This is a genomic window from Lactococcus sp. S64, assembly GCF_016516525.1.
GTDB lineage: Bacteria > Bacillota > Bacilli > Lactobacillales > Streptococcaceae > Lactococcus > Lactococcus lactis.
In genome coordinates, this window is sequence record NZ_JACVUQ010000008.1 from 22,430 (window position 1) to 42,457 (window position 20,028).

The 20,028-nt window shown below is 35.6% G+C and carries 18 protein-coding genes; 3 read left to right on the forward strand and 15 right to left on the reverse strand.

The features are described 5' to 3' along the window. Positions 1–175 precede the first annotated feature (175 nt). From serS to IAE51_RS09090, 3 genes are all read left to right on the forward strand, one after another. Complete coding sequence (gene serS / locus IAE51_RS09080) at positions 176–1,447, forward strand: serine--tRNA ligase (RefSeq protein WP_003130891.1); 1,272 nt, start codon at positions 176–178, stop codon at positions 1,445–1,447. Positions 1,448–1,635: 188 nt separating this feature from the next. Continuing rightward, positions 1,636–2,610 carry a S66 peptidase family protein gene (locus IAE51_RS09085; protein ID WP_033899360.1) on the forward strand — a complete coding sequence of 325 codons (975 nt, stop codon included), beginning with the start codon at positions 1,636–1,638 and terminating at the stop codon, positions 2,608–2,610. Positions 2,611–2,631: 21 nt separating this feature from the next. Beyond that, positions 2,632–3,201: a histidine phosphatase family protein gene (locus IAE51_RS09090; protein WP_058211651.1), complete on the forward strand. Its 570-nt coding sequence runs from the start codon at positions 2,632–2,634 to the stop codon at positions 3,199–3,201. A gap of 94 nt (positions 3,202–3,295) precedes the next feature. Here IAE51_RS09090 and phoU read toward each other — a convergent pair whose 3' ends face one another. From phoU to IAE51_RS09165, 15 genes are all read right to left on the reverse strand, one after another. Next, positions 3,296–3,949, reverse strand: a complete 654-nt coding sequence (phoU, locus tag IAE51_RS09095) for a phosphate signaling complex protein PhoU (RefSeq protein WP_003130887.1) — start codon at positions 3,947–3,949, stop codon at positions 3,296–3,298. Between the two features lie 162 nt (positions 3,950–4,111). Then, on the reverse strand, positions 4,112–4,873 hold the full coding sequence (gene pstB, locus IAE51_RS09100; RefSeq protein WP_003130886.1) for a phosphate ABC transporter ATP-binding protein PstB: 762 nt from the start codon (positions 4,871–4,873) through the stop codon (positions 4,112–4,114). Between the two features lie 165 nt (positions 4,874–5,038). Next, complete coding sequence (gene pstB, locus IAE51_RS09105) at positions 5,039–5,848, reverse strand: phosphate ABC transporter ATP-binding protein PstB (protein WP_003130885.1); 810 nt, start codon at positions 5,846–5,848, stop codon at positions 5,039–5,041. 33 nt (positions 5,849–5,881) lie between these two features. Continuing rightward, positions 5,882–6,775 carry a phosphate ABC transporter permease PstA gene (gene pstA / locus IAE51_RS09110; RefSeq protein ID WP_003130884.1) on the reverse strand — a complete coding sequence of 298 codons (894 nt, stop codon included), beginning with the start codon at positions 6,773–6,775 and terminating at the stop codon, positions 5,882–5,884. Next, the gene (pstC, locus tag IAE51_RS09115; protein WP_021722156.1) at positions 6,775–7,698 is read right to left on the reverse strand and encodes a phosphate ABC transporter permease subunit PstC; all 924 of its coding nucleotides are present in this window, start codon (positions 7,696–7,698) and stop codon (positions 6,775–6,777) included. Before pstC ends, pstA begins: the two co-directional genes overlap by 1 nt. A gap of 120 nt (positions 7,699–7,818) precedes the next feature. Then, entirely contained in the window at positions 7,819–8,670 is an 852-nt protein-coding gene (locus IAE51_RS09120; protein WP_033899359.1) for a phosphate ABC transporter substrate-binding protein, read from the reverse strand. Positions 8,671–9,016: 346 nt separating this feature from the next. Then, a complete protein-coding gene (locus IAE51_RS09125; RefSeq protein WP_003130880.1) occupies positions 9,017–9,913 on the reverse strand; it encodes a phosphate ABC transporter substrate-binding protein in 897 nt (298 codons plus the stop codon). A gap of 277 nt (positions 9,914–10,190) precedes the next feature. Then, positions 10,191–10,658, reverse strand: a complete 468-nt coding sequence (gene smpB, locus IAE51_RS09130) for an SsrA-binding protein SmpB (protein WP_003130878.1) — start codon at positions 10,656–10,658, stop codon at positions 10,191–10,193. A gap of 31 nt (positions 10,659–10,689) precedes the next feature. After that, positions 10,690–11,247, reverse strand: a complete 558-nt coding sequence (locus IAE51_RS09135) for an SGNH/GDSL hydrolase family protein (RefSeq protein ID WP_023189734.1) — start codon at positions 11,245–11,247, stop codon at positions 10,690–10,692. A gap of 104 nt (positions 11,248–11,351) precedes the next feature. After that, the gene (alaS, locus tag IAE51_RS09140) at positions 11,352–13,970 is read right to left on the reverse strand and encodes an alanine--tRNA ligase (RefSeq protein WP_058213017.1); all 2,619 of its coding nucleotides are present in this window, start codon (positions 13,968–13,970) and stop codon (positions 11,352–11,354) included. A 265-nt stretch (positions 13,971–14,235) separates the two neighbouring features. Further along, positions 14,236–15,162 (reverse strand): peptidyl-prolyl cis-trans isomerase, encoded by a 927-nt coding sequence (locus IAE51_RS09145; protein ID WP_010906107.1) that lies wholly within the window; start codon positions 15,160–15,162, stop codon positions 14,236–14,238. 153 nt (positions 15,163–15,315) lie between these two features. Continuing rightward, complete coding sequence (locus IAE51_RS09150) at positions 15,316–15,999, reverse strand: O-methyltransferase (RefSeq protein ID WP_033899351.1); 684 nt, start codon at positions 15,997–15,999, stop codon at positions 15,316–15,318. A 2-nt stretch (positions 16,000–16,001) separates the two neighbouring features. Continuing rightward, positions 16,002–17,807 (reverse strand): oligoendopeptidase F, encoded by a 1,806-nt coding sequence (gene pepF / locus IAE51_RS09155; protein ID WP_200095213.1) that lies wholly within the window; start codon positions 17,805–17,807, stop codon positions 16,002–16,004. Between the two features lie 62 nt (positions 17,808–17,869). Continuing rightward, positions 17,870–18,859 (reverse strand): competence protein CoiA, encoded by a 990-nt coding sequence (locus tag IAE51_RS09160; RefSeq protein WP_143459577.1) that lies wholly within the window; start codon positions 18,857–18,859, stop codon positions 17,870–17,872. Positions 18,860–18,932: 73 nt separating this feature from the next. Further along, positions 18,933–20,018: a YdcF family protein gene (locus IAE51_RS09165; protein ID WP_017864887.1), complete on the reverse strand. Its 1,086-nt coding sequence runs from the start codon at positions 20,016–20,018 to the stop codon at positions 18,933–18,935. Positions 20,019–20,028 lie beyond the last annotated feature (10 nt).

The window sequence follows — 20,028 nt, forward strand, 5'->3', positions numbered from 1 at the left end:
TTTTACTGACAGCTTGAATATCAGTTTTCGTCAGTAAATAAATAGATAATTTAGGTGGAACCGTGCGATTACCGCGCCCTAATTCTTTTTGAATTTGGGCGCTTTTTTTCTACTGACAGAACTTTTTCTAAAATATTCTTGTCAGTAAGTTTTATATAAAAATAAAGGAGAGCTTATGCTTGATATTAAAAAAATTCGTGCTGATTTTGACGGTGTTGCTGCAAAATTAGCCACTCGTGGTGTTGAAAAAGAGAAACTTGAAAAACTTCATGACTTAGACATTAAACGTCGTGAACTCATTGTAAAATCTGAGGCTTTGAAAGCTGAACGTAATAGCGTTTCTGATGAAATTTCTCAAGTAAAACGTGCAAAAGGCGATGCCAGCGCACAAATTGCTGCAATGCAAAAAGTTTCTGCTGAAATCAAAGCCATTGATGCTGAACTTGCTGAAATCGAAGAAAACTTGAATGAAATCATTATCATGTTGCCAAATCTTCCTCACGAAAGTACACCAATTGGTGCTGATGAAGATGATAATGTTGAGGTTCGTCGTGTTGGTCAAACTCCAACTTTCAATTTTGAACCTAAAGCTCACTGGGATTTGGGTGAAGATTTAGGAATTTTGGATTGGGAACGTGGTGGTAAAGTCACTGGTTCACGCTTCCTTTTTTACAAAGGTGCTGGCGCAAGACTTGAACGTGCACTTTATAACTTCATGCTTGATGAGCACGGTAAAGAAGGTTATACTGAAATGATTACTCCTTATATGGTTAATCAAGAGTCAATGTTTGGAACGGGTCAATATCCTAAATTTAAAGAAGACACTTTTGAATTGAAAGATGACCGTGGTTTTGTTTTAATTCCAACTGCTGAAGTTCCTTTGACTAACTACTATCGTGGGGAAATTTTGGATGGTGCAGAATTGCCAATCAAATTCACAGCAATGAGTCCTTCTTTCCGTTCTGAAGCTGGTTCTGCTGGTCGTGATACTCGTGGTTTGATTCGTTTGCACCAATTCCATAAAGTTGAAATGGTTAAATTTGCTAAACCTGACCAATCTTATGATGAACTTGAAAAAATGACAGCAAACGCTGAAAATATTCTGCAAAAATTGGGTCTTGCATACCGTGTCGTGGCTTTGTCAACTGGTGACATGGGATTCTCTGCTGCTAAAACTTATGATTTAGAAGTTTGGATTCCTGCACAAAATACTTACCGTGAAATTTCTTCATGTTCAAACTGTGAAGATTTCCAAGCCCGTCGTGCCCAAATTCGTTATCGTGACGAAGAGGGTAAAGTTCAACTCCTTCACACTTTGAATGGTTCTGGACTTGCTGTTGGACGTACTGTGGCTGCTATTCTTGAAAATTATCAAAATGAAGATGGCTCAATCACTGTTCCTGAAGTCCTTCGTCCTTATATGGGTGGACTTGAAGTAATTAAATAATTAAAAAATCTACTGACAGAAATTTTTTGGGCTTGTTAGTAGATTTTTTTGTTTAATATTACTGACAGAAATTTCTGTCAGTAACTTTCAAAATATAATCCTAAATTAAAATCTTTAAATATTTTTGATGACAATGCTGTCAGTAAATGCTATAATTAGTTCAATTTACTGACGGAGGGCTTTGATAAATGAATAAAATATTTCCTAAAAAATTACAAGAGGGGGATGAAATCCGTGTGATTTCACCTAGTTCTTCTTTGACTCGGACTGGAAAATTTGAAGATAAATTAAAAGCAAAAGCTCGTCTTGAAGCACTTGGTTATCAGGTTACTTTTGGTCAGCATATTTTAGAAAATGATTTGCTTGAATCAAGTTCGATTAATTCACGACTTTCAGATTTCCATGCAGCATTTTCAGACCCTAATGTTAAAGCTGTTTTATGTACCATTGGTGGCTTTAACTCTAATGAACTTCTTCCTTATATTGATTGGAACATTGTAAAAAATAATCCTAAAATTTTCTGTGGATTTTCTGATATCACTGTTCTTCACCAAGCGATTTTCGCTAAAACTGGCTTGGTCACTTACTATGGTCCAGGTTATATCGCCTTTTTAATGGATGAATTACAAGACTTTCAAACTAATTCTTGGAAAAATGCAGTCGCTGGTCAGTCAAATTATTCTTTAAATGCCAGCGATTTTTACACGAGTGATGCTTGGTATGACCCCACTCAAGCTCGTCATCTTCTGCCTGCTGCTTGGAAAATATATAACCATGGCAAAGCGACAGGGGAAATTATTGGCGGAAATCTAAATACCTTGATGCTTGTGACAGGAACCAGTGCTCAAGTCAAATCCAGTCACCCAATTGCTTTTTTAGAAAATGCGGAGCAGGAAGATTTCTATGATTGGGACCGAGAATTAGCTCATTTTCTGCAAATTTATCCAGATATTGCTGGGCTTATCATCGGTCGTTTTCCTAAGGAAGAGGGGATGACTGAGGAAATTTTACACTTTATTTTAGATAAATATCCCCACTTAAAAACAATTCCAGTCGTCTATGATGTCGATTTTGGACATACTCAACCTATTTTTACTTTTCCTCTGGGAGGGCAAGCAGAAATTTCCACACAGCCTTTAAGAATTGAAATCTTAGAAGGCTAGAACATCAAAAAGGAGAGTCACATGACTGAAGTTTATTTTATTCGACATTCTCTTAGAGATAATGCAGCCTATGACGATATGGATGTTCCACTGACTGCCGAGGGTGAAAAACGCGCACTTATCTTGGCTGATGCTTTTGCAAATGTATCAATCGAGCAAATTTTTTCCAGTCCATTTCAACGTTCTGTTCGTACCCTGAATCCTCTTGCTCAATCTAAAAATCTTGAAATTCAACTCATTTCTGATTTTAGAGAAAGAAATGTTGGCCATGAAATAGCTGATTTTTGGCCCTTTGCTAAGCGACAATGGAATGATTTTGATTATAAATTTGCTGACGGAGAATCCTTACGTGAAGTTCAAAATCGTAATATTTCAGCCCTTGAACAGATTTTAACAACTTCTAAAAATCAAAAAGTTGCAATCGGAACACATGGTACTTCTCTTTCTACCATTTTAAATTTTTATCAACCAGACTTTCAGTTTCAAGATTTTCAATCTTTAGCTGGAAAGATGCCCTATGTCATCAAAATGGACTTTGCTGAAAATAAATATCTGACCCACCAAGTCATTGAAATTGATTATGAGCAATAAAAAAAGTTACTGACAGAACTGCCAGGATATTCGTAATGTACTAAAGTACAAACGACTATCCTATGACAGCAATTCTTGTCAGTAACTTTTTATTTTACAGTTCAATAATGTTTCCAGAATTCAAGTAAACAATCCACTCACAGAGATTGACCGCATAACCGGTAATTCGTTCTAAGTAAACCAGTGTCAACAAGTATTCTTTACCTGTTGTTACTGTTTCAGAGTTTTCTTTCATTCCGTCAAGAATTTTTTCTTGAATTTCATGACTCATACTTTTGATGACATATTGTTGTTCAGCAATTTCATGAGCCCGTTTATCATTGCCTTGAATATAAGCATTGAGTGAAGCATCAACGATAGATTTAACTTTTTCACCGAGTAAGCTAATATCTTCTTCAACCACGTGAATTCTTTCTTCACCTTTAAGTGAAATGGTTGCCTTAGCAATAGATGCAACGTGGTCACCCATTCTCTCAAGGTCAGATGATGCTTTTAGAACGGTGATGATTGTTCTTAAATCGCTAGAAACCGGTTGTTGAAGTGCAATCATTTCTAATGATTGATTTTCAAGACTTTTTTCTTGGTCATTAATGGCATGGTCGCCTTCAATGACTTGTTCAGCCAAATCACGATCATGGCTAACAAAGGCACGAACGGCCTTATTCAATTGAGCAGAAACTTGCGTGCCCATTGAGTAAAATTGATTATGAAGTTTATTAAGATCTTCTTCAAATTGTGTACGCAACATAATTACCCCTCTTTGTTTTTATAGTAATGTTATTATGATACATTCATTTAAATCAACGCTATTTCGCTTTCTTTAATGAATGCTAATGAAATATCTCGCTTCGCCTTTTGGCTAGACGGTCCATTCCATTTTAAAGTCAGCATCAAAGGCTGTCAGTAAAATTTATCCAAATTTACCAGAAATATAATCAGAAGTTTCTTGTTTTTCTGGATTTAAGAAAATACTTTTCGTATCATTATACTCAATCAGATTTCCGTCTAACATAAAGGCGGTACGATCTGAAATTCGTGATGCTTGTTGCATACTATGTGTAACAATCGCGATTGTATAATCTTTTTTAAGTTCAAGCATGGTTTCTTCGACACGAGCCGCTGAAATTGGGTCAAGGGCTGATGTTGGTTCGTCCATTAGGATAATTTCGGGATTGACAGCAAGGACACGTGCAATACAAACCCTTTGTTGTTGCCCACCTGAAAGTCCAAGTGCTGAACTGTGCAAAATATCCTTAACTTCATCCCAAATATTTGCTGCTTTGAGTGAATTTTCCACCACTTCATCTAGGAGTGCCTTATCTTTCACTCCTTTTAAACGCAATCCATAAACCACATTTTCATAAATTGAAAATGGAAAAGGATTGGGTTGTTGGAAAACCATGCCAATTTCTTTACGTAAATCCACAGTATCAACTTTAGGACTGTAAATATTTTTACCTTTATAATCAATGGCTCCAGTAATTGTTACTGTTGGAATCAAATCATTCATTCGATTGATTGAACGTAAAAGCGTTGATTTTCCACATCCTGAGGGACCAATGAGCGCTGTAATTTCATTCTTATAGAATGTCATGTTTATCGTATTCAACGCTTTTTTCTTGCTGTAATAAAGCGATAAGTCGCTGACGGTTAAAACTGCTTCTTTTTCCATATTTTACCTTTTTATAAGTTACTGATAGAACTACTAGCACATTCGTAATGTACTAAAGTACAAACGACTGTCCTATGACGGACAAGTTTTTCGACAAATCAAGAATCCGTCAGTAGTTTTTTTACTAACGAAAATTCCGTCAGTAATTTTAAACTTTATTTTCTCTTAACCAAAGTGACCAGAGACATAATCTTCTGTTGATTGCAAACTAGGTTGAGTAAAAATTGTGCTTGTTTTATCATACTCAATCAAATCTCCTGAATAGAAGAAAGCTGTATTGTCAGAGGCCCGAGAAGCCTGAGCCATATTGTGAGTCACAATGATAATCGTATAATTTTCTTTAAGTTCCATCATTGTTTCTTCAATTTGCATTGTTGAAATTGGGTCAAGAGCTGACGCTGGTTCATCCATCAAAATAATTTCTGGTTTTACTGACAATGCTCTTGCAATACATAAGCGCTGTGCTTGTCCACCGGACATGGCAAGTGCGGATTGATTAAGATTATCTTTTACTTGATCCCACAAAGCAGCTTGCTTTAATGAAGTTTCAACAATCTCATCCAGTTTTTTCCTGTCTCTCACGCCATCACGACGATGAATGAAGGCAATATTTTCATAAATTGATTTTGGAAATGGATTAGGTCTTTGGAAAACCATCCCAATTTGCTTACGAACTTCAAAAACATTCACTTTATTTTCGTTAATATTGACCCCTTCATAATTGATTTCGCCAGTCACCCGAGCACCATCAATCGTGTCATTCATGCGATTCAAAGCACGTAAATAAGTTGATTTACCAGAACCTGAAGGGCCAATAAGTGCTGTGATTTCATTTTTAGGAAAAGACATTGTCACGCCATGGATTGCTTCTTTTGTTCCGTTATAGAAAACACGCAAATCATTTGTTGATAATGCAATTTCTTCTTTCTCAGGCACCATAATTTTGCGCTGAGACCAGTCATATGTTGTTGCCATAATTATTCTTTCTCTATAAAATCTTTGATTTTCTTAGTTAGAAGATGTTAACTTCTTGTGAATTCGATTTCCAAGGAAACGTGCCCCCAAGTTAAAGAGGAGAACAAAGATAATCAATACTGCTGAAGCTCCTGCAGAAATTTGTTGTGCTGTTGAAATCGTTCCTTCGGTATTAAGTGCCCAGATATGAACAGCCAAAGTTTCAGCTGGTCTGAAAAGTGAGAGTGGCGAAGTCAAGCTCATTGGATTCCAGTTTGCCCAGTTAATTGGTAAGTTCGTTTGTCCAGCAGTGTAAATCAAAGCCGCAGCTTCACCAAAAACACGTCCTGAAGATAAGATAACCCCAGTAATGATTCCGGGCACAGCAGCTGGTAAAATGACTTGTGTTGCCGTTTCCCAACGTGACATTCCGAGTGCCAAACCACCTTCACGTTGTGAAGTTGGAATCGCTCGAAGTGATTCTTCAACATTCCGAGTCATCAATGGTAAGTTGAACACAGTCAGTGCCAAGGCACCTGATAGAACTGAGAAACCAAGACCAAATTGTAATACGAAAATTAACATCCCGAAAAGTCCAACAACGATTGAAGGAAGTGAAGATAAAACTTCAATAGCTGAGCGAACAACACCAGTTAGCCAATGTTTTTGATTCGCATACTCAGACAGATAAATTCCTGCGCCAAGTGATAAAGGAACAGAAATAATCAAAGTGACAATCAAAAGATAAACAGAGTTAAAAAGTTGGACTGCAATCCCACCACCTGTCAATGGATTTGACGCGGTGATGATAAATTTAGGATCTTTAAAGATAACTGGCAAACCTTTAATTAAAATATAAGCCAGTAAAAAAGCGAGGATAAGAACAATGATGCCAGAAAGGACGTAAAGGACACCAGTGGCAATCTTGTCAGAGCGTTTAGCGTTCATTATTTAAGACTTCCTTTCTTAGCAATAGCACGCATTGCGAGGTTGAAAAAGAGTGACATAATCAAAAGGAGTAAGGCAAGTGACCAAAGTGCATTCAATTGAATACCAGGTGTTGCATTTGGAATTCCTGATGTCAAGATTGAAGTCAAGGTTGAAGCTGGTGAAATCAAATCTTTTGGCATCATTACAGCATTACCTACCACCATTTGAATAGCAAGAGCTTCACCAAAAGCACGCGCCATTCCAAAGATAACAGCGGTCAAAATTCCTGGTGTTGCTGCTCTTAGAAGAACACGCCAAATTGTTTGCCAACGCGTTGCACCAAGTCCGAGTGACGCTTCTTTATAATAAGAAGGGACAGCTTTCATAGCATCCACAGTCATTGAAGTTACAGTTGGTAAAATCATGACAAAGAGCACAAACACACCTGACAAGAGACCCAAACCAGTTCCACCAAAAACATTACGAATGGCTGGAACAACAACAGTCAAACCAATGAAGCCATAAACAACTGAAGGAATACCAACAAGAAGTTCAATGACAGGTTGCAAAATTTTCTTACCATATTTTGGTGAAATTTCTGTCATATAAATTCCCGCACCAATCGCAAATGGAGTGGCAACAAGGGCTGAAAGTACAGTAACAATCAATGACCCCGTAAACATCGGCAATGCGCCAACTGCAGGTTTACCGTCAGGGCCAAGATTACCCGGTGACCAATTTGTTCCAAAAAGGAAACGGAAAGGATTAACACCATCTGAATAGAAAGTTGACAGACCTTTTTGAGCAACAAAGACAAGAATTGCACCTACAACGAAGACAATAAGGGCAATACATAAGAAAGTTAAACTCTTACCTAATTTTTCAAGTCTTGAATTTTTATTGCTTGAAAGCAATTTTTCTTTGATTTTTGAATTTTCCATAGGGACCTAACTATTTTTGTTAATTTGCATCTATCTGATTAATGCAAATGAAGTTATTGATTAAACTTATTTTGACTAATTTTTTTACTGACGGAGGATAAGTTTAATTTCCATCAGTAATTATTTAATTTTTTCAACATTTCCTTTAGCATCACGGTCAACCTTCATTTCAGAAACACGGATATAACCAAGCTGCTCTAGGGTTTTTTTATCATTTTGAACGTATTCGATAAATTTATTTTCGATTGTGTTCTTACGAGATTTATTGGTGTACATATGCTCATATGACCAAATTTTCCATGCATTAGTTTTTACATTGTCATAATTTGGCGCAACACCGTCAATATTAACCGCCTTTACACCGGGTTTATTGGTGTAACTGAAAGCAACATATGAAATAGCCCCTGGCGTTTGCCCAACTAATTGAACAACAGAACCTGAAGCATCTTGGGTTGGACCATTCACTTCTGTGGCACCATTCAACGCATATTTATCAAAATTTACTCGCGTTCCTGAACCAGCAGTACGACCAATGACCGTAATTTTTTGGTCTTGACCTCCTACTTCTTTCCAGTTGGTAATTTTACCAGTGAAAATATCAATCAGTTCTTGTTGAGTCAAATTTGAAACTTTTAACTTTTTGTTGATAATTGGTGCGAAACCAATGACAGCAACTTTATGGTCAATAATTTTATCAACTGCTATTCCTGATTTTTCTTCAGCGAAAATATCAGAATTCCCAATCTGGAAAGAACCAGCCGCAACTTGAGCCAATCCGACACCAGAACCACCACCTTGAACCATAATAATTTCATCAGGATTTTGCTTCATATATGCCATAGAAGCATGTTCAACCATGGGTTGCAAGGCAGTTGAGCCACCTGCTGTGACCTGTTTATTTCCAGAACCACAAGCTGCCAATGCAAACAAACTCACACTGGCCATCAAAGCAATAAAAATTTTCTTCTTCATAGCTTAATTATACCATAATGGCCTATCAATGAGCGGTTGATGATAGCGTTCTTATGTAAATGTTTTGTAAATAATACGGGAAAATGCCCAACTCTGAAAAAGAGTGAGCAATTTCCTGTCTTTTAGGGAAAGAATTATGAAGAAAAATTTAAAGATAGTCTCTCATCAGTTCATCCTGTTTATGTTCACTGATAAAATTTTTATAAAAAAGGAGTCAAACTTTTAAATTTTAATTTATGAAGAAGAAAATTTTTATTGCTTTGAATCCTATGGTTATAAACTAATTTATTAATTGTTAAATTTACTGACAGACTTAAATTATTTTGAAATTGACTTACTGTCAGTATTATTTTTTAGTGATATTTCCGTCAGCGTCACGTTCAACTTTCATGTCACTGATTGGAATGTATCCCAATTTTTTGATATCTTTGTTGTTTTCTGCCACATATTTAATGAAAGCTTTATCTGCTGCAGTTTCTTTCTTAGTATTGGTGTACATATGTTCGTAAGACCAAACTTTGTAGTCATTAGTTACAACATTTGCTTCTGTTGGCTCAACACCATCAATTGAAATATCTTTGATGTCTTTACTTGTATCAACATAAGAAAGTGCCACATATGAAATCGCTCCTGGTGTTTGACCAACCATTTGAACAACTGAACCTGAAGCATCTTGTGTTGGGCCTTTAACCTCTGTTGCTCCACCAAGTGCGAATTTATCAAAGTTTACGCGAGTTCCAGAACCCTCAGTCCGTCCGATAACCGTAATTTTTTGGTCTGAACCGCCCACATCTTTCCAGTTTGTCACCTTACCTGTGAAGACATCTTGCAATTGTTGAGAAGTTAAGTTTTTAACATCAATTTTTGCGTTAACAATCGGTGCAAAACCAACAACCGCTACTTTATGGTCAGTAATTGCAGAAGCATCAATTCCTGATTTTTCTTCAGCAAAAATATCAGAGTTCCCAATCTGGAAAGAACCAGCTGCAACTTGTGTCAAACCAACACCAGAACCACCACCTTGCACAGTCACTTGAACACCAGTATTTTTTGCCATAAATTCTGTTGACGATTGTTGTGCTAATGGTTGAAGAGCAGTTGAACCTCCAGCAATAATTTTTCCTGACAAAGCTTTGTCAGAAGAACTTGAGCTACTAGATGATGAGCCGTTTGATGAACCACAAGCTGCCAAAGTTAACAATGCACCAGCAGTAATAAGACCAACAAGAATTTTCTTTTTCATGAGAAGTTTCTCCAATTAATTTCTAAATAAGTTGTTAAGCGTTTTTGCTTACAAAACTATTCTATCATCGAAAGAAGGCACTGGGTGTAAACACTTAGTAAATACAAGGTAAATGGATTGTAAACGATATTTTTATCTTGAAAACTTTTTTACTGACGGTAAATCTGTCAATAAAATATGACAAAGAAGGCATATTTTCGCTGTAAATAAAAGAATTATCAGCAAGCTGACAATTCTGTCAGTAAAAAAATCACTGACAGATTTATCAGTGATTTCTTTAACGGTTGTAAGCTTTAATTTGTCTTGCAATATCCCGATTTTGTTCTTTACGTTTGAGCGTTTCACGTTTATCGTAATCTTTCTTACCACGGGCAAGCCCCATCAAAACCTTAGCAAAGCCATTTTTCAAATAAACTTTTAAAGGAATAAAAGTAATTCCTGTCCCTGATAATTCCTTATCAATCTTAGCAATTTCTTTTTTATTTAGTAATAGTTTTCGCGTACGCAATTCTTCAACATTAAAAATATTGCCCTGCTCAAAAGGAGCAATATGAACATTTGATAACCAAACTTCTCCATTACGAACTCTGGCAAATCCATCTTTTAATTGAATTTTTGCCTGACGAACAGACTTAATCTCCGTTCCTGTCAGCACAATTCCTGCTTCAAAAGTTTCGTAAATTTCATAATCATGCCGAGCCTTTTTGTTCTGAGCTAAAGGCTTATCTTCTGTATTTTTTACCATGCCCTCATTTTACCACAAAATGAACATTTATTTAAGGATTTTTAATGACAGATAAAATCTCTCTGACCAACAACTCATAAGCCCTTGATGTAAAATGTAAACCATCAGCTCTCAACAAATTTTTAGGATTTTCAGACCTCTTCATTATCTGAAAAATATCAATCACCTTAAGCGATTTTTCTTTGCCTAAATTTAATATGACTTCTCTAAAAAGTTCAACCTCGGAAAGCTTACTATAATGTGTCGGTTCATCATCATTATAAAAAGGAGGAGTAATTAAAACCGTTCTTTCTACACCCAACTGCGAAATCATTTTTAATAAATTTTCGCGAAATTCTGCCGGTCGAATCAAATGATAAGGCGAAGCATCATTTGCCCCAAAGAAAATAAAATTTAAGTCCGCTTCTTCCTCTAGAACGTATTTTAGACGTAGAAGTCCACCATAAGTATCATCTCCATTAATTCCATGAAGTACCACTTTCAGCTTGGGCTCATTTTTCTCAATTAATCTTGCAATAATATTTGACGAACCCCCTTCATCCATTCCAAAACCATTGGTAATTGAATCTCCAAAAATTGTAATCTTCATTTTAGGCATCTCTTTCAAGTATTTTCATCATTTTACCATAAAAATTTACTGACTCATATCCAGAAAATAATAAATATCGTAGAAAATCTACGATATTTATCTTCTTAGGCTAATTTTTCAGCAACTGCGGCCAAAAGTTCAGGAATTCCTGCTGCTTTTGAACCACCAGCCATGGCCATATCTGGTTTTCCACCACCACGACCATCAACAAAAGGTGCTAATTCTTTAACTAAATTACCTGCTTTTACATCTGATGACTTAGAAGCCACTAAAAGACTTACTTTTTCACCAATTTTAGCAACTAAAACAAGAACATCTGAAAGCTCTTTTTGTTTCCAAATATCTGCCAAATTACGCAAACCATTAGCGTCAGGAACAGTTACTTCACTGGCGATAAAGTTGAGAGAACCAGCTGTTTGCACATTTTTGAAAATTTCATCTGATTGACTTGCTGCAAGTTTTCCAGCCAAAGCATCATTTTCTTTTTGAGCTGTTTTAAGCTCATCTTGTAAGCTAGTAACTTTTGCTAAAACTTGTGAAGTTTGCGGCGCTTTAACCATTGTTGCTACTTCATTCAAAGTATTTTCAGCATCTTTAAAGGCTTCATAAGCTTTTTGACCTGTTACAGCAATAATCCGACGAACACCAGAACCAATTCCTTCTTCTTTAACAATCTTGAATAAACCAATTTCAGAAGTTGTTTGTGTATGTGTTCCACCACAAAGTTCGATAGAGTAGTCACCAATTTTTACAACGCGAACGTTTTTCCCATATTTCTCACCAAAGAGGGCCATCGCACCCATTTCTTTAGCTGTAGCAATATCAGTTTCAACTGTTTCAACTTTTAATGATTGCCAAATTACTTCATTAACTTGACGTTCAATCTCAGCCAATTCTTCTTTAGTCACTTGTGCAAAGTGCGTAAAGTCAAAACGTAAGAATTCAACCTCATTAAGTGAACCAGCTTGTAGTGCATGATTCCCAACAATATTATGCAAAGCAGCATGGAGTAAGTGAGTTGCTGTATGATTTTTCACAACAGCAGCTCGGCGTTCTTTGTCAATCTCTAAAGTATAGCTTTCACCAACTTTAAGTGGTGAAAGAGTTTCAACAGAATGAAGATTTTGGCCATGAGGCGCATGTTGTACATCTAATACATTAGCCACAACTTGACCCTCTGCATCTTTAATTACTCCATGGTCAGCCACTTGACCACCCATTTCAGCATAAAAAGGAGTCACATCAAAAACAAGTTGAGCTTTCCCAGAAACTTCATCAACAATTTCATCGTCTTGAATAGCTACAAGTAATTTTCCTTGAGCAGTCTTATCTTCATAAAGGAATTCTGATTCTACTTCGATAGATGACAATGTTTCATTTTGAGCGCCCATTGAACCACCTTTGACAACAGCAGCACGTGCACGCTCTTGTTGAGCTTTCATGGCTACTTTGAATCCTTCGTGGTCAATTTTGAATCCTTCATCTTCTGCCAATTCTTCTGTCAATTCCACAGGGAAACCATAAGTATCGTAGAGGCGGAAAATATCTGCTCCTTCAAGTCTATCTTTTCCTTCAGCTTTAAGATTTACCAAAAGTTCATCAATCAATTTTTGACCCGCATCAATCGTGCGGTTGAAAGTTTCTTCTTCACGATCAATAATTTGCATGATGAAGTCTTCTTTTTCAAGCACTTCTGGATAATAGGATTGCATGATTTTCCCAACAGTCGGAACGAGTGAAGCCAAGAATTTCCCTTGAATTCCCAATTTTTTACCATGCATAACCGCGCGACGAAGTAAGCGACGTAAAACATAACCACGTCCTTCATTTCCTGGCAAAGCACCATCACCGATAGCAAATGAGAGTGAGCGAATATGGTCAGCAATCACTTTGAAACTCATATTTTCGCTGTCTGGACTATATGTTTTTCCAGATAGTTTTTCAATTTCACGAATGATTGGTAAGAATAAGTCTGTATCAAAGTTTGTTTTTCCGCCTTGAATAATGCAAACCATTCGTTCAAGTCCCATTCCCGTATCAATATTTTTTTGTGGCAATTCAGGATATTCTGAACGAGGGATTGATGGATCGGCATTAAATTGTGAAAGAACAATGTTCCAGATTTCAATATAACGGTCATTTTCAATGTCTTCCGCCAACAATTTTAAGCCCACATGTTCTGGGTCATAAACTTCTCCACGGTCAAAGAAAATTTCTGTATCTGGACCAGAAGGACCAGCACCAATTTCCCAGAAGTTATCTTCAATTGGCACAAGATGTGTTGGGTCTACCCCAACCTCAACCCAACGATTATAAGTATCCTTATCAGCTGGGTAATAAGTGATGTAAAGTTTTTCTGCTGGGAATTCAAACCATTCAGAACTTGTCAATAATTCCCAAGCAAAAGCAATCGCTTCTTTACGGAAATAATCACCAATTGAAAAGTTACCGAGCATTTCAAACATAGTATGGTGACGTGCTGTTTTACCAACATTCTCAATATCATTTGTCCGGATAGCCTTTTGAGCATTAGTCAATCTAGGATTTTCCGGCACTACTGAACCATCAAAATATTTTTTCAGCGTTGCTACTCCTGAATTTATCCAAAGCAAAGTTGGGTCATTTACAGGAACAAGACTTTGAGAAGGTTCCACAGTGTGACCTTTTGATTTGAAAAAGTCGAGGAACATTTGGCGAACTTCTGCGGAAGTCATGGTTTTCATTATTTTCTCCTTTTATATAAAGTTTAAAGTCTAACAATAAACTTATTTCATATACTTTGTTAAATTTTTCACAATAAAACAATAAAATCCTACCGTAAACAAAGGGGCGTATACAGTTATACCGCGGTACCACCCTTATTCACGATAGAATTTCTATCATCTTAGTTCGGTTGTTAAAGCAGTTATCGCTGCTATAAGCACTTTTTTTAACTTGCTCATTCTCACCATTTAGAGCTCTCTTTAAAGTTAATTTTTATTATCTAAATTATTTAGATGATGAAGAACTTGATGTTTGTGTAAATTGTGAGAAGAGTGATGCAAATGCAGATTCTTTCACAGTTACGTTATTCTTTTTGAGGTATTTAGCAATAACTCCACTCACAAATGTTGTATCTTGTTCTTTTTCAGTTTTAATGACATTTTGAAGTTCCTTTTTGTACTTGTTCATGTCAGTTCCTTTTTCAGATGTTTTTACCATTTCGACAATATAGTAAGAAGTAGCACCTGTTGATGAACTTGTTGATTCAATGACATCTGAAAACTCGCCATTTTTCAATTTGAAAGCAGCTGTTTGAACTTCTGTTGGAACACTTGTTGAAGTTGAATTAAATGTTACTTTGCTTTCAGCATTTGTTTTTTCAAAGCTTGCTTTACCAGCATCATCTTTTTTAGCGGCATCCAACGCTTTTGTTGCTGCATCTTTTGATGTTTCAGAAACAACATAAGCTGTTACATCTGGATGGTAAGATTCCCAAGCTTTTTTAAGATTAGCATCTGTATATTGAGTTTCTTTGATTTCATGGTCAATCGCTGCTTGTTCAAGCATTTGTGTACGCATGTATGGTGTGAAACTTGCTTCAGTCAAGCCTTGTTGTTGCAAAGCAGATGAAAATTGACTACCATATTGGTCTTTAATTGACTTAACTTTTTTGCTGACATCTTTATCGGTTACTTCTTTTCCAAAGTCTTTAGTAAAAATTTTGTCAAAAGTTAAATTTTGAAGTAATGTATTTGTCGGTTGTGATGGAAATTGTTTGGCTTCCTTGTATAAATCAGAAACGCGAATGGTATCACCTTTCATTGTGATGATATCCTTGCTTGCTGAATCGCTACTTGAGCAACCAGATAAGGTTACCAATGCGGCTCCGGCAAAGACAGTAGTCATAACTAATCCGAGTTTTTTGAATTTCAAGATATTCTCCTTCGCATGATTCGATGTTTGTAGTTAATGTGTCCTAAAACATCCTTTTATTTTTAACTTGTTGCAATTATATCATAAAAAATTAAATAAAGCTTTAAATACACCAAAAAATGAATCAGCGAATTGACAACCTAAAAGTTTAATTTATGCTTTTTTTATCATCAACAAGCCATCTCCAAGTGGGAGAATACTTGTTAAATATTTCGGATTATCTAAGACCTCATCAAAAAGCTTGCGTAAGCCACGCTCTAGCGCCCGCTGATTTCTTTTGATTTCCATAATTGGGGTCAATATTTCTCCACCTTGAAAAATATCATCCATTAAAATCACTCCATTTTCAGATAGTAGATCTAGAGCAATTGGTAGGAATTCGATATATTTTGATTTAGCTGAGTCCATAAAGATTACATCAAATGAGCCCGATAACTCTTTCAAAATATCTGCAGCATCACCCTCTTTAAGAATAATTTGGTTTCGATGGTCATACTTGCCCAGATTTTTTTTGGCTAACTCAATCATTTCAGGATTACGGTCAATTGTTACAATCTCCGCATTTGGAACCTCTTGAGCCATTATGAGAGCCGAAAAACCAATTGCTGTTCCGATTTCGAGAATTCTTTTTGGCTGCAACAAACTCAACAACATTTGAAAATAAATAACTGTCTCATGTGGGATAACTGGAATATTATTTTCTTTAGCAAATTTCAGTACTTCTGCAAGTTCTCCGGTTATTTGTGTTTGACTTGAACGCATCCATTCTACTAATTCTGTTTTGACAACTGGTCGATTCATCATGGGGTTACTTGTACGTTTATATGTTTCAACCATTTTTAAAGATGAACTCCTTTTTCAACTAATTTTTCTAATTCACTCAATCGATTTTCAAAAAGCTCAAAGGCGGCATCTAAATAATCGGTAGATTCCATATCAACTCCAGCTTTGGCAATTACTTCTAAAGGATAAGCTGAGGAACCTGCCTTCAAATATTCAAGATATTTTTGACGATCCTCATCTGAACCATGAACAACTTTTTCAGCTAAGAAAGTTGCCGCAGCAAAACCTGTTGCGTATTGAAAAACATAGAAATTATAATAAAAATGCGGAATTCTAGCCCATTCATACTGAATTTCTGGATTTTCTTTGGCTGCTAAATTATAGTATTTTTCATTTATTTCGCCATAAAGTGAGTTTAAGTATTCACTTGTTAAAACTTCGCCGGCAGCATCTGCTTCATGAATTTTTTGTTCAAATTCGGCAAATTGACTCTGACGGAAAACAGTTCCACGGAAACTATCAAGCCAGTGGTTCAAAAGGGCGAAGCGCTCCTTATCATCTTTACTTTCCTTTAATAAAGTTTCAGTTAAAATATTTTCATTTGTAGTTGAGGCAATTTCAGCTAAAAAGATTGGATAATCCCCATAAACATATGGTTGGTTTTCACGCGTGAAAGCACTATGCATTGAGTGCCCCATTTCATGAACTAAAGTAAAAAGATCATCTAACGTTTCTTGCCAATTTAGAAGCATAAAAGCATTGGTATCATAAGATCCACCTGAATAAGCACCCGAACGTTTTCCGATATTTTCTTCGACATCAATCCATCTTTGTTCAAAAGCTGCTTTAACTTTTCCTTTATATTCTTTACCAAATATCGCTAAAACTTCTTCTGCTTTTTTCACTCCATCTTCATAGTTAAATTTATAATCTAAATTAGATAATGGAGTATAGATATCATACATCTTTAAATCAGTAATTCCTAAAATTTTCTTGCGTAGTTCAATATAACGATGTAAAAGTGGCAAATGTTGATGAATGGCCTCCATCAAAACATCGTAAACTTTTTCTGGAACAAAATTATTAGCCAGAGCAGCTTGACGGGCTGAATCATAAGAGCGGATTTGGGCATTAAGATTATGGACTTTTACATTAGTCTGTAAGGTCTTTGCATAAGTATGCTGATATTGTTCATAATTACTATAAAGTGCTTTGTAGGCTACTTTTCGTACTCCCCTATTCTTACTTTCCATTAAGGAAGAGTAATTTCCATGCGTGAGTTGGATCATCTCATCAGATTCATTTTTGACCATAGGTAACTTAATATCCGCATTATCAAAAATTTCAAAAGTTTCTGAAGGACTTTCAAAAATTTCACCAGCCGCAGCTAATAACTTTTCCTCTTTTTGACTAAGAATATGAGCTTTTTTAGCAAAAAGGCGCTCAAACATATGGTCATAGTTTTTTAATTTTTTAAGCTCCCCCAACCATTTGTTATAGACTTCTTTTGAAATTTTCAAAAACTCAGGTTCATAGAAGGCATAGACCTCTCCGAATTTCACATAGAGGGCTGTTGCTTTTGACTGATACTCCTGATACTTAGCCTCTCTGGTATCTTGGTCATTTTTCATTGAAGCATAAACATATAGTTTTTCAACTTGTTGAGAAATGGATAACATTTTTTCGGTAATTATCAGAAGACTTTCAGCTGAATCAAGTAAATGACCGGGGTCTGTCTCTTCAACGAGTGAAAGTTCGCTTTTTATTCTAGTTAGCTCTGCTTCCCATTCTTTATCTGTTTTATAAATTGTCGTCAAATCCCAAGTTAATTTTTCAGGAATTTCATTTCTGTTCTTAGCCATGAAGATCACTCCTTTTTACTCAAATTAATTTTTATTCACATTAAAAACTTATTAGCAGAATTTCATTCATTCATATCCTTCTTCTGCTTTTTCATTATAGCATAGAAACGGGGAGGATAGACTTCCTTAAAGCTATTTTGCTGAAAATTTATTAAAAAGTTTTCATAATAGAGATTAATATTATGCTTAATTTGAGTAAATTTATGTAAAGGAATTTTATCATCAAAAACTTCAAGTAAGTTCAATCCCAAAGGAGCAATAAATGAACGTTCAAAAGTCAAATTCAACAAATTTTCACCTCTTTGGTAATATTTTTCCTGAAGTTTCAACCATTTTGGTGAACAATAATAAAGTTGCCGACGAATAAATTCTGCTAGTTTAAGATCAACAATAAGTGGTATTGTCAGTAACTTTTGTGATAAAAAAGGCAGTCGTAATTGCTCAATAAGTCGTCCTTCCCCAAAAGGAATTTCTTCTTGTAAATAAATAATTTTTCCACGCAAATCTTCATGAATCAGGGATTTTAATCTCATCTTCTGAGCTTTGAAATCTAACTCCCAATAATAGAAACCTCTATTTTCTGAAAAATAGACTAGATTTTTTTGAAGTTCTGTTATTTGGTCTTTTAACCATAAATCTTGCCCCATAAGCCAAAGTACCGTAAAACCGTGGACTTGATAATTCTCTGTCCTTTCTTTTAAACGTTTCATAGAAAGATGAGAACATTGAATTTCAATAGCTATTTTATCATTTACCAATAAATCTGGCCTCTGCTTAAATTCAGGAATATAAGCTTCAATTTCTACCTTATCAGTTTTTTTAAACCATTGATAGAGTGCTTTTTTTAATCCTAAATGTTGTTCAGATTCGTTTTCAAGCCATAAGTCGCAAGCTTTGAGAGATTTATGAGCAAAGTGAGGCATCTTTATTTCACCATTTTTTATAAATAACTCTGATTTACAAGAAGGACAAAAATATTTTCCTGTCAGTTCTTTTACTTCTATTTCTAATAAGTTTACTACTTGTCCATTTTCATCAATTGCTGTCAACATATCTTACTATACGAAAAAAGTATTTATTTGTAACCAAAAAAGTTACTGACAGAAAGTTGTCAGTAACTTTTTATTATCTTTGATTCCAAAAATAGCCAATTTGTGAAACAATAGCAATACTCAAAAAGATAGCCACAATGATTCCTACTCGCATCATATGTTTTTTCTTTTCATAATTTAAAACAGCAATAAATTCACGAATAAAAGCTGGAACACGATAATACATAGCTGTCTTTCCACCCTTCCCACCTTGAGCTTCAAGTTTTAACATTGCTGCAAAAAGAGCTGCTCGAAAAACATGGTAATCAGAAGTGAAGAACAGAAATTTTTCCCTAATCAATTGAGAAGAAAAAACCAGGTTTTCGTAAGTTGTTCTTGATTGATCTTCAAGCATTGTCCGCTCAATCGGAAAACCAAGAACTTCAACCGCATACCGTTGCATAGCTCTAGCTTCAGAAACTTTCTCATCAGGACCTTGTCCACCTGAAAAAACTAAAATTGTTTCATTATCGCGGACAGCTTTGACCGCTGCCAAAATTCGATTTCCTAACAATTTACCCACATGTTCTCCCTGAATTAACCCTGCGCCTAGGACAACATAGTAATTTGCTCTTTGTTTTCGAACACGCCGACCATAGACCCAACTTGATAAAAAGAAAATTCCAAACTGCCAAGCAAGATAAATTGAAAGAATGGGATAAACCATTCCTAATATTTTTAACCAAATCCAACTATCCGGTAATCTGCCCATTGAAAGATGAATCCAGTCAACTACTAAAAAGGTCAACACAACAATAGGCAATAAAAGATTCCCTATCGATTTTGATTCTCTGCGCCACATCTTTATTGTTAACACAACGATACTTATAGGTACAATAATACCGATTATCATTGGTATGATTAAGAACATCACAACTGCTTCAGCAATAAGTAATAATAAAAGTACATTTTGATGCAATTCGGTTAATACTAATCCTGAACCAATAATTCCATTAATTGTAATCCACAAAAAGAGCAAAGCAAAAAATGATAAACGTCCCAATCGTAACGTCCTTAAATCCTTCAGTTTTCTAATTTTCCACCAAAAAATAAACGTCAATACTGCAAAAAGTATTGTTGGGATTACCCCAATAATAAATAAACCATTCTTTATATCCATGCTGTTATTA